This is a genomic window from Domibacillus iocasae, from assembly GCF_001750285.1.
Taxonomy (GTDB): Bacteria; Bacillota; Bacilli; order Bacillales; family Domibacillaceae; genus Domibacillus; species Domibacillus iocasae.
In genome coordinates, this window is record NZ_MAMP01000022.1 from 59,456 (window position 1) to 71,126 (window position 11,671).

Genomic DNA, 11,671 nt, shown 5'->3' on the forward strand with positions numbered 1-11,671 from the left:
CAGGCTCCTGTGTTTGCACAGGAGCCTTTTTTCGTTAATATAGAAAGAAAGAAACCAAAAGGAGCAATTACCCCATGAATATTACGATTTATGATGTAGCAAGAGAAGCAAGCGTGTCGATGGCAACAGTGTCACGCGTGGTAAACGGAAATCCAAATGTAAAGCCGGCCACAAGAAAGAAAGTGAACGATGTCATTGAACGCTTAGGTTATCGCCCAAATGCGGTTGCCCGTGGACTTGCGAGCAAAAAAACGACAACTGTCGGCTTAATTATCCCGGATATTTCGAATATTTTTTATGCGGAGCTTGCGCGTGGTATTGAAGATATTGCGACAATGTATAAATACAACATTATTTTAAGCAACTCTGACCAAAATGAAGAAAAAGAAATGCGCTTGATTCAAACCATGCTTGGCAAGCAGGTTGATGGTCTTATTTTTATGGGCAATCATATTAATGATGAGCATGTAAAAGAATTTGAACGTTCACCTGTGCCGGTTGTGCTCGCGGGATCTGTTGAAAAATCTGGAAAAACCGCGTCAGTGAATATCGATTATAAAGAAGCAGCCCGTGAAGTTGTTCAGTCGCTCATTGATGGCGGACATAAGCGTATTGCTTACGTAGCCAGCCCTTTCCAGGATGTTATCAACACGGAGTATGCGCTTGCTGCGTATAAAGAAACGCTTGAAGAAGTGGGCATTTACGATGAATCGCTTGTTGTCGAGGGAGATTACACGTATGATTCTGGCATTGAAGCGTGGGAAAAATTAAATGAAGCAGGCGAGAAGCCAACTGCTATATTCGTTTACAACGATGAAATGGCACTTGGTGTCGTTCACGGGGCTCAGGATGCCGGCTTGACCGTACCAGATGATCTTGAGGTGATCAGCTTTGATTCGACAAAATTATCGCTTATGGCACGTCCGCAGCTGACAGGAGTCGCACAGCCATTGTATGATATCGGTGCCGTTGCTATGCGTTTACTGACGAAACTTATGAATAAAGAAGAAGTTGAAAATCCGGTTGTTGTTCTGCCACACCGTATTGAAAAACGCGGTTCAACAAAAGCATAATACAAAGCGTGTCAAAATAATTATTACAGATCCAAATCTAACAGAAGAAGCCGGACAAACACAGCCCAAGGATTGAACTGTGTTTGTCCGGCTATTTTGTTTGGTCACGAAGCGGGTAAAGAAGCTTATCGACTGTCAGCTGGTTTTTTTCCATAATTTCGCTTTTTCTTGGGATGGCCGGATACATATCGTCTGGATCTGTCCAAGAAGAAGGGAGAGGGTGAGGTGCTTTCGGCTGCCATTTTGTGATCCATTCTTTTGGGAATGATTGGGTCAATTGTTGCTGTCCGCTCATCTCCAGCCAAAGAAGGGACCAGGCACGCGGCACAACACGCCATATATCATATCCGCCGCCTCCAACAGCGATCCAACGGCCGTCACAATACTCATGAGCAAGTTCATGAGCAAGTGCGGGAATTCGTTTGTAAATGTTCATGGTCGCCGATAAATGGGTTAAAGGATCATAGTAATGAGCATCTGCCCCATTTTGAGTTAAAATGACATCCGGTTTGAAAAAATGAGCGACTTCACGGAGCGATGTTTCATAAGAAGACAGCCACGATTCGTCTTCTGTAAAAGCATCTAGCGGCACATTAAAGGAATACCCATATCCATGACCGTGCCCCCGTTCATTTACGTTTCCTGTTCCAGGAAAAAGGTACCGGCCTGTCTCATGAATAGAATAAGTAGCTACTTCAGGATCGTCGTAAAATGACCATTGTACACCATCACCATGATGAGCATCTGTATCAACATACAAAACACGGGCATTGTATTTTTCCTGCAAGTATTTTATGGCTACAGAGCTGTCGTTATAAATGCAAAAGCCCGAAGCTTTCCCGCGAAAGCCATGATGCAGACCGCCTCCAAGATGAATAGCGTGGTTCGCCTTGTCTGTCATCACTTGATCAGCAGCTGTCAGCGTGCCGCCAACAAGGAGCGCACTTGCTTCGTGCATGTCTTTAAACATCGGTGTATCCTCCGTGCCAAGGCCATACCCTTCTCCGGCAGCTTCGGATAATTCACCACGCCCGGCTTTTTTAACAGCTTCTACATATTCAGGGTCGTGAATAAGCGTTAGTTCTTTATCTGTTGCCATACGCGGTTCAATGATTTGGCTGTCATCAAGCGCTCCCAGCTGGCGCAGCAAATCAATCGCTAATGTAAGACGAAATTGGTTGAAAGGGTGATTTTCTGAAAAGCGGTAACGCAATAGTTGATCAGAATGCACAAAAACGGCATCGTGATTCATGTACAAACCCCTGGCATATTTGGCCAAAGCACCTGATGGCCCGCTTTTTTTAAATCATCGATCACCCCGACCGGATTCATTGTTCGAATGCGCAGTACAATGACTTTGTGCGTCTCTGCATCACGATCCGGATAAACAAGAACGCTTTGCACATTCACACGTCTGTGACGCAGCACTTGTAAAATATCAAATAAAACGCCGGCTTTGTTTTCAACACGAATTTCAATCCGGGAACCAGGCTGATGAACACCGGTTAATTCAACGAATGTGTTGAGAACGTCCGTTTCAGTCACCAGTCCGATTACTTCGTTATTTTGAACGACAGGCAGGCAGCTGATGTTGTGCTCGTAAAACGTTGCCGCAACATCCTCTACAAAATCAAGTGGGTGGCCGGTAACAACGTTTGTTTCCATAATTAGACGAAGAGGCTTATTTAACTCTTCCACACCATTTTCCTGTTTTAAAATAGACGGAGTTGCATCCTTAATATCCCGATCTGTGACAAGTCCGACGAGCAGCCCTTCAGCGTTTAAAATTGGAATATGACGGATTTTATGGTCACGGCAAAGCTGCAAAGCCGCCGCGATTGTATCATCAGGTGTAAGTGTATGTATATCAATATTCATTATTTCTTCAACAATCACCTGTAAGCTCCCCCTTTCTCAATACATAAAACGGTTCATAAAACGAATCTGATCGAATTTCTGAATGGATTCCTGGTCTACTCGCGCGCCAATTCGGACCATTAAACAGTTTGCCGGATGGGAACTGATTTCCGGATCATCTGTTGCATACCAGACAAGCCCGCCCGCACTCATCATTTTTTCCATAATCTTTCGGTAATCCCAAACGTTTAATCCAGTTCCTTTTAAATCCCAATGCCAGTAATATTCTGTTGTAATCGTAATGTACTCTTCCATTTGATCATCCATCATCGCAACGCGCAGCATCGTCTGGCCGACACTCGCTCCCCGGTACTCAGAAGCGACTTCAACCGCACCGAGTTCAATTAAATTATCAAGCTTTGCTTCTGACCAGCGTTCAAGTGGATCTGGATATAAAAATGTAACGTATCCAACAATAGTGCTGCCACTTCTGGCAATAATGATGCGGCCTTCGGGAAGATTTGCAATGCCGATTAATGCCTCGTGCTGCTGTTCGGGCTGGCGGAATGCAACAAGACCTTCATGAAATTCATATTGCATCAGCTTTTCGGGTGGGATTGGACCTTCAATAATGAGTGGCCCGGCCGGTGTTTCCACTTCTTTCGAATAATACGTTTTACGATGCTCCATTAGGTCACCACCTTCATAATCATATATACCCTACATTATACATAATCACCTTTAAAATAAAGCGTTTTCACTAAATATTCAGAGAATCAATAAAATCTTAACAAAATTAATTTTGAATAAATTGTGAAAAATTTTGAAGTGTTATATAATAGGGGGGTATTAACCATACATAAGGGGGAATCGGTTTATGAAATTGGAAGCGCTATCAGCTATACAAGGAAATTATAATTTAACAAGTTATGATGACGTGTACTCTTCTTTTGACTGGAAAGAAACTGAGAAAGCTTTTTCTTGGGCTGAAACAGGCAAAGTAAATGCGGCTTATGAAGCGATCGACCGTCATGCCGAATCTGAAAGAAAGAATAAAGTGGCGCTTTATTATCGTGATGCAAACCGCAATGAACAATACACATTTGCAGAAATGAAAGCGAATTCGAATAAAGCAGCCAATGTTTTAAAACAGTACGGAAACATAGAAAAAGGAGATCGCGTTTTCATCTTTATGCCACGTTCGCCGGAATTGTATTTTGCGGTGCTTGGTGCAATTAAAGCCGGTGCAATCGTCGGGCCATTGTTTGAAGCATTTATGGAAGGCGCCGTACGCGATCGTCTTGAGGACAGCGAAGCACGAATGATTATTACAACACCTGATTTGCTGGAGCGTATCCCAGTGGGTGATTTGCCGAAGCTGGAGAAAGTATTCATTGTATCAGACAATGTGGAGGAAAATGATAAGCACGTTGATTTTATGACAAAATGGAAAGAAGCGTCGGACCAATTTGATATTGAATGGGTGGACCGCAATGACGGCATGCTGCTTCATTATACATCCGGCTCAACAGGAAAGCCTAAAGGCGTTTTACACGTACATAATGCAATGATTCAGCAGTACCAGACAGCAAAATGGGTTCTTGACCTTCAGGAAAACGACGTATACTGGTGCACGGCCGATCCTGGCTGGGTTACAGGAACAGCCTATGGCATCTTTGGTCCTTGGCTGACGGGCTCAACAAACGTCATTGTTGGGGGACGCTTCAGTCCGGAAGCATGGTATGGAACAATCGAAGAATATAAAGTAACCGTTTGGTACAGCGCACCGACAGCATTCCGTATGTTGATGGGTGCTGGTGATGAAGTAGTGAAGAAGTTCGATCTTTCATCATTGCGCCATATTTTGAGCGTTGGTGAGCCGCTTAACCCTGAAGTGGTCCGCTGGGGCAAAAAAGTATTTGACCTTCGCATTCATGACACATGGTGGATGACGGAAACCGGCGCTCAAGTTATTTGCAATTATCCGGCAATGGATATTCGCCCGGGTTCAATGGGCAAGCCGATTCCTGGTGTGAAAGCGGCGATTGTCGATGATCAGGGGAACGAGCTGCCGCCGAACCGGATGGGCAATTTGGCCATTAAAAAAGGCTGGCCATCCATGATGGCGACAATTTGGAACAACGAAGCAAAGTATGAATCTTACTTTATGCCGGGTGACTGGTATGTATCAGGCGATTCTGCTTATATGGATGAAGATGGGTATTTCTGGTTCCAGGGCCGTGTTGATGACGTTATTATGACAGCCGGCGAGCGCGTTGGTCCATTTGAAGTTGAAAGCAAACTCGTTGAGCACCCGGCAATTGCCGAAGCGGGCGTAATCGGAAAACCGGATCCGGTGCGTGGTGAAATCATTAAAGCGTTTATTGCGCTGCGTGATGGCTACGAGCAGTCGGATGACTTAAAAGAAGAAATTCGCCAATTCGTGAAAAACGGTCTTGCAGCACATGCGGCACCTCGGGAAATTGAGTTCCGTGACAAGCTTCCGAAAACGCGCTCCGGTAAAATTATGCGCCGTGTCTTGAAAGCGTGGGAACTTGATCTTCCAACAGGTGACTTGTCGACAATGGAAGATTAATCTGTGCTTTGGCTGATGCTCAGTCTATAGCGGAGCATCTTTTTAATGGGTACAAAAGCAAATTTACGTTTGACAAAAGGAAATTTGATCGCTACAATTTGATTTATATTTAATAAACAAAGCAATGAACGGAATAAGTAGTCTGCTGTCCCTGTTATACAGAGAGCTTTCGGCTGGTGGAAGAAAGCACAAACAGTGAGATGAATTACCTCCAGGAGCTTTCACCGTGAACAATTAGTAGCGGCTGACGTCCACCGTCGTTAACCGGTGTTGAGTGGAGAATATGTTTGTTTTCTCAAGCTTGGGTGGTACCGCGCATAAATAGCGTCCCTGCATATATTGCAGGGGCGTTTTTTGTTTAAAAAGGAGAAGATAAAATGGAATTATTAGAAGACTTAAAGTGGCGAGGTATTGTTTATCAGCAGACGGATGAAGAAGGCATTGCAAAATTGCTGGATAGTGAAAAAATCGCTCTGTACTGCGGTGTAGACCCGACAGCGGACAGTATGCATATCGGTCACTTGCTGCCATTTTTAACGCTGCGTCGTTTTCAAAATCATGGCCATAAACCAATCGTTTTAGTGGGAGGAGCAACCGGTACAATCGGTGATCCGAGCGGAAAAAAAGAAGAGCGGACGCTTCAGACGATGGATCAGGTGCAAAAAAATGTCGATGGCCTGCGTGCACAGCTGGAGAAAATTTTCTCGGTAGAAGGCGACAATGGGGCGATTCTAGTCAATAACTACGATTGGATTGGCTCGATGGATGTGGTAACGTTCCTGCGCGATTTCGGGAAAAATATTGGTGTTAACTATATGCTGGCGAAAGATACTGTGTCTTCCCGATTAGAGAGTGGAATTTCATTTACAGAATTCGCCTACACGATTTTACAGGCGATGGATTTTTACTATTTGCACAAAAATCATAACTGCCGGATGCAAATTGGCGGAAGTGACCAATGGGGCAATATTACGACCGGTTTAGAGATGATTCGGAAAATGAATCCGGAAGGTGAGCAGGCATTTGGTTTTACTATTCCGCTCGTGACGAAATCGGATGGAACGAAATTTGGAAAAACAGAAAGCGGTGCGGTCTGGCTTGATCCTGAGAAAACGTCTCCGTATGAATTTTACCAGTTCTGGATTAACACGGCGGATGCCGACGTTGTTCGGTACTTGAAAATATTCACGTTCCTCCAAAAGGAAGAAATTGAAGCGTTAGAAGCATCTGTAAATGAAGAAGCGCATCTACGTAAAGCGCAAAAAGCGCTTGCGGAAGAAATGACACGCCTGATCCACGGACAAGGTGCACTGGATCAGGCCATCAATATTACAAAAGCTTTGTTTAGTGGTGAGATCAAGTCTTTATCAGCTGCTGAAATTGAGCAAGGATTAAAAGATGTTCCAAGCTATACGGTAGAAGGGGAGATTCCCAATATCATTGACCTACTGGTAGAGGCGAAAATTTCCCCATCAAAGCGGCAGGCGCGGGAGGACGTGCAAAATGGAGCTGTTTCGATCAATGGTGATAAAATGATAGACACTGCTTATGTTTTAACGGAGGCAGACAAAATGGACGGTCGATTTACAGTAATCCGCCGCGGGAAAAAGAAATACTTTTTAATCCAGTACAATAACCATCAGAATATCAATGAGTAAACAACATGTCGGTGATGAGTTCGATGCGCAGCGGGGCAAGGAGTCATAATGAAAATAGAACTAACGAAGATCAATTATAAAATTTATTATGTTGCCATTAGCATTTTTATATTAGCAATGCTAATGGGGTTATTTTGGGATAACGCTTATTGAGGGAACATAAATACAGGTTTTCTTTTACATGCAGCCTTGATTTTTGTTTTATCTTTAAGCCTAGTATTTTATCCAATCTTCGCTATTGTGGTTTCAGGCTGTTAAGGCTTTCTTAACAGCTTTTTAGTTTAGAAAGCAATAGTCCATTTTTATCGCTTCTTATGGAGTAAGGGTGCCCCAATCATTTGTTCAGACTCTGCATAAGGGAAAAAAACAAAAAACCGCAAAACATTGTTATATCAATGTTTTGCGGTTTTTTTAAAAGTAATTCTATAAAGCGATTGAATTAACGTGAGTAGAACTCAACGATAAGCGCTTCGTTAATTTCTGCCGGCAATTCAGAACGCTCAGGAAGACGTGTGAAAGTTCCTTCAAGTTTGTCAGCATCAAATGTCAAGTAGTCAGGTACGAAGTTGTTTACTTCAACTGCTTCTTTGATGATAGCAAAGTTGTTTGATTTTTCGCGAACGCCAATTGTTTGACCAATTTTCACTTGGTATGATGGAATGTCAAGACGTTTTCCATCAACAGTGATGTGACCATGGTTAACAAGCTGACGAGCTTGACGGCGAGTACGGGCAAGACCTAAACGGTATACAAGGTTATCAAGACGTGATTCAAGAAGAATCATGAAGTTTTCACCGTATACGCCTTTTAGTTTGCCAGCGCGGTCAAACAAGTTACGGAATTGACGCTCAGTCACGCCGTACATGTGACGAAGTTTTTGTTTTTCTTGAAGTTGTTGTCCGTATTCAGACATTTTTTTACGCTGATTCGGGCCGTGTGGACCTGGAGCGTAAGGGCGTTTTTCGATTTCTTTACCTGTACCGCTTAGTGAAATGCCGAGACGGCGGGATAATTTCCAGCTTGGACCAGTGTAACGAGCCATTGAATGACTCCTCCTCTATGTTTTTATTTTGTTGTAAAATAAAAACCGGTGTGACAAACTATCAGCACATTTTGTTTTCATGCACCATCGCCCTGCAGCAACGGGTTACACGATGCCCCTTTTCCGGATCATGCCGGACAAAGAAACAAAATGACATCTAAACAGCGTACACATAGGCTGCATTTATTTTACACAAAGAATAGTATATAACGCGTGAAAATTGCTGTCAACCTTTTATTATAAAAAGCGGACCAGTGTTTCAGCAAAGTGGACAAGTCCTTTTTCATCTTCTTCATCAAAACGGTTTGTTTCGGGGCTGTCGATATCAAGAACGCCCAGTAGTTCACCATTTTTGATGATCGGGATAACAATTTCAGAACGTGAGGCTGCATCGCAGGCGATATGACCGGGAAACGCATGGACATCTTCAATCCGCATTGTTTTGCGTTCAAAAGCCGCTGTGCCGCAGACGCCTTTGCCAAATGGAATGCGTACGCAGGCTGGTAGTCCTTGAAAAGGGCCAAGCACGAGTTCTTGTCCATCATTTAAATAAAATCCGACCCAGTTAATGCGAGGCAAAAATTGTCCGAGGAGCGCCGAAGCGTTACTTAAATTAGCGATTTGATTTTCTTCGCCAGCAAGCAGTGCCTCTAATTGCTTGTTTGCGAGTGAATATTGTTCAGCTTTTGTGCCAGAATAAGCGGCAGTTTGAAACATATTTATACACTTCCTTCTATTAAAGTACGATCAATTTGTTCTAGTCCCTGCCCAATTCCGGCCGCCGCGTGTGCATCTGATCCGTAAATGAGAGGAATGCCAAGCGAATGAGCGGCCCGGGCAATGTGAACAGGCGGGTATGTTTCCCGGCATAATGGCTTGACAAAACCGGCTCCGTTGTAATCCAGTGAATAGCCCGCACGTTTTACGGCCTGTAAAATACGCTCTATGTGCAGATCAAATGATTTTGTACAATGAAACATATGCTGAAATTTACGTACGAGTGTTATGTGCCCGATCCGGGACGGTTTAAATGCGCCAAGGTCGGCTTGAATCGACTGTAAGACGGTATCATAGTACAATTCGTACACAAATTCAATTGATCCGGCTTCTTGTGTGATGCGTCCAAATTCTTCTTCGCTGAAATCAATACAAACAAACTGGCCGTTTAGTGGAAGAAAATGAACAGATAGTATAGAATCATCCAAGAAAGAGCCGTATTCCGCCAAAAACTGAGTGGTTTCTTCTTCAAACCCGGAAATAAAATCAACTTCAAGACCTGCATTGATTTTTAAAGAAGAAGCATACTGCTTTTTAACGCTTTCTAGCGCTTTTAAATACTGTTCAAGATCTGTTTTTCGCATTGAGCTGTCACGGGCAGGGGCAGGATCGATAAAGGTTTCCGGAAGCGGCGCATGTTCTGTAAAGGTCAATTCTGAAAAACCAAGCTCAATCGCACGTTCAATATACTGTTTTAATGAATCATTTGAGCCGTGCGGGCAGTACAATGTATGAATATGTCCGTCTCTAAGCATGCGAAAAAACTCCTTTTTCTTTGAAAACAGCAATGATTTTGACATTTTTTTGCGAAAAGTGGATGAAAAAACGTAAGTTCCCATCAAAAATAGGATCAATCATGCTATTATTAATATTAGTGAAATTATACGCAATTGAACGAAAAGGCGCAATGAGGCGTTTTCTTTCTATACATACTATTTATTCGTTGTTACGAGGGGGCTTATGATGGTGGAATTCGTCATTGGAGCGATCATTGTCGTACTTATTTTTTCCATTTATGCGATGGTCAGCAGAAAAAGAAATGCAACTGAGATCGATCAGCTTGACATGAAAAAAACGGAGCTGCTTCATCGCCCAGTCCATGAAGAACTGGCTAAAGTAAAGCGCCTTAACATGATAGGCCAGACAGAGGCTTTGTTTGACAGGTGGCGGGCGGAATGGGATGAAATCGTAACGGTTGATATCCCTGCCGTGGACGAAAAATTGTTCACTTCGGAAGACCTGGTCGACAAATTTCGATTTGGTGCTGCAAAAAAAATAAATAAAGAGATCGAAAGCCGTCTCAGCCAAATCGAAAAAAAAGTAAACAGCATTTTATCTGAGCTTGAGCAGCTCGTTGGCAGTGAAGAAAAAAACCGAGCTGAAGGCGAGGATATGCACACACGCCAGCGTGAAGCAAAAAAGCGTCTTCTTGCTCATCGTCATACGTTTGGAAAAGCAGCGCCTGTGCTTGAAGTGCAGCTCGATGCCATCACCGGCCGTTTTGAAAAATTTGCGGATTTAACGGAAGACGGAAACTACCTTGAAGCAAGGGAACTATTGATGGAAATTCAAACAGAAATGGACGCTATGGAACATAAAATGGCTCGGATTCCTGTGTTAATGACAGAAGTAAATCATACAATACCCGCGCAGTTGTCTGAGATTGAACATGGCTATAAAGAAATGAAACAGGATGGCTATTTGTTGGACCATTTGGAAATTGAAAAAGAAGTGGCGGCTTTAAAAGAAGATTTGGGTCGCTGCCGTGATTTTCTTATGAAAACAGAAGTGGCGGAAACGGAGTTAATTGTATCTGACGCAAAAGACAGCATTGAATTTTTCTATGATCTGCTGGAAAAAGAAGTAATGGCAAAGCATCATGTGTTAAAGGATGAAGGAGAAACAGGTATCGTTATAGAAGGAATCAGTGAGCATAATAATGAATTAATGGAAGAAACCGATCTCGTTAAGCAAAGCTATCAGCTTGACGGAGAAGAATCAGATGTGCCAAAAAGATTGAAGGAAGAAATTTATCATCTGGAAAAACAATATGAAATTTTACATGGCCGAATTCAAGGCGAAAAAACGGCGTATTCATTTCTTCATGATGAATTAAAAGAAATTCAAGCGCGTATAAAAGAGCTGAAAAAAGAACAAAAAGGGTTTGCTGCTTTTCTTCAAACGCTTCGAAAAGATGAAGTGGAAGCGACCGAGGAGCTGCAGACACTTCGGAAACGATTGCAGCACATTACCCGAAAAGTAAAACAAAGCAACTTGCCAGGTGTTCCAGATTACTATCGGGAGATGAGTGAAGACGCCCGGGTACGTATTCAAGAAGCGAACACATACTTGAATGAAAAGCCATTGAACATGAAAGCGGTGCGGGAACAGCTCAATGCAGCAAATGGATCGATTGATCACCTTGCGAATAAAACGGATGAACTGATTGAACAAGTGACGCTTGCTGAACGAATGATTCAATTTGGCAACCGGTATCGCCGGACACATCCGAATATTGAGCCGAAACTCAATGAAGCAGAAATCGCTTTTCGCCAGGCGGACTATAGCAAAGCGCTGGAACTCTGCGCGACAGCCATCGATAAAGTCGATTCAAAAGGGTTGAAAAAGTTCGATGCCCAATACAAAGAAGAATAGCAATAAAGCAGAG

The 11,671-nt window shown here is 43.2% G+C and carries 10 protein-coding genes and 1 other annotated feature; of the genes, 4 read left to right on the top strand and 6 right to left on the bottom strand.

The genetic code is table 11. The annotated features are described in order from the left end of the window. Positions 1-74 precede the first annotated feature (74 nt). On the top strand, positions 75-1,073 hold the full coding sequence (ccpA, locus tag BA724_RS11060) for a catabolite control protein A (protein WP_069938732.1): 999 nt from the start codon (positions 75-77) through the stop codon (positions 1,071-1,073). A gap of 91 nt (positions 1,074-1,164) precedes the next feature. Here ccpA and BA724_RS11065 read toward each other — a convergent pair whose 3' ends face one another. From BA724_RS11065 to BA724_RS11075, 3 genes are read right to left on the bottom strand one after another with little or no spacing between them, the layout of a single operon-like run. Next, entirely contained in the window at positions 1,165-2,325 is a 1,161-nt protein-coding gene (locus tag BA724_RS11065; RefSeq protein WP_069938733.1) for an acetoin utilization protein AcuC, read from the bottom strand. Further along, a complete protein-coding gene (locus tag BA724_RS11070) occupies positions 2,322-2,969 on the bottom strand; it encodes an acetoin utilization AcuB family protein (protein ID WP_069938734.1) in 648 nt (215 codons plus the stop codon). Before BA724_RS11070 ends, BA724_RS11065 begins: the two co-directional genes overlap by 4 nt. 18 nt (positions 2,970-2,987) lie before the next feature. After that, the gene (locus BA724_RS11075; RefSeq protein ID WP_069938735.1) at positions 2,988-3,620 is read right to left on the bottom strand and encodes a GNAT family N-acetyltransferase; all 633 of its coding nucleotides are present in this window, start codon (positions 3,618-3,620) and stop codon (positions 2,988-2,990) included. A 187-nt stretch (positions 3,621-3,807) separates the two neighbouring features. Between BA724_RS11075 and acsA the strand changes: the two genes are divergently transcribed. Together acsA and tyrS are read left to right on the top strand one after the other, a co-directional pair. Then, entirely contained in the window at positions 3,808-5,526 is a 1,719-nt protein-coding gene (gene acsA / locus BA724_RS11080; protein ID WP_069938736.1) for an acetate--CoA ligase, read from the top strand. Positions 5,527-5,641: 115 nt separating this feature from the next. Further along, positions 5,642-5,861 (top strand) — a binding site (T-box leader). Between the two features lie 42 nt (positions 5,862-5,903). After that, positions 5,904-7,184, top strand: a complete 1,281-nt coding sequence (gene tyrS / locus BA724_RS11085; RefSeq protein ID WP_069938737.1) for a tyrosine--tRNA ligase — start codon at positions 5,904-5,906, stop codon at positions 7,182-7,184. A 439-nt stretch (positions 7,185-7,623) separates the two neighbouring features. Here tyrS and rpsD read toward each other — a convergent pair whose 3' ends face one another. The 3 genes from rpsD to hisJ all read right to left on the bottom strand — a co-directional run bounded on the left by rpsD (position 7,624) and on the right by hisJ (position 9,758). After that, a complete protein-coding gene (gene rpsD / locus BA724_RS11090) occupies positions 7,624-8,226 on the bottom strand; it encodes a 30S ribosomal protein S4 (RefSeq protein WP_069938738.1) in 603 nt (200 codons plus the stop codon). Positions 8,227-8,463: 237 nt separating this feature from the next. Then, positions 8,464-8,943, bottom strand: coding sequence for a GAF domain-containing protein (locus BA724_RS11095; protein ID WP_069938739.1), 480 nt, complete (start codon positions 8,941-8,943; stop codon positions 8,464-8,466). Between the two features lie 2 nt (positions 8,944-8,945). Next, positions 8,946-9,758, bottom strand: a complete 813-nt coding sequence (gene hisJ / locus BA724_RS11100) for a histidinol-phosphatase HisJ (RefSeq protein WP_069938740.1) — start codon at positions 9,756-9,758, stop codon at positions 8,946-8,948. A 208-nt stretch (positions 9,759-9,966) separates the two neighbouring features. On the opposite strand from hisJ, the gene ezrA reads away from it, so the two are divergent. Beyond that, a complete protein-coding gene (gene ezrA / locus BA724_RS11105; protein WP_169818542.1) occupies positions 9,967-11,658 on the top strand; it encodes a septation ring formation regulator EzrA in 1,692 nt (563 codons plus the stop codon). The last annotated feature ends 13 nt before the right edge of the window (positions 11,659-11,671 follow it).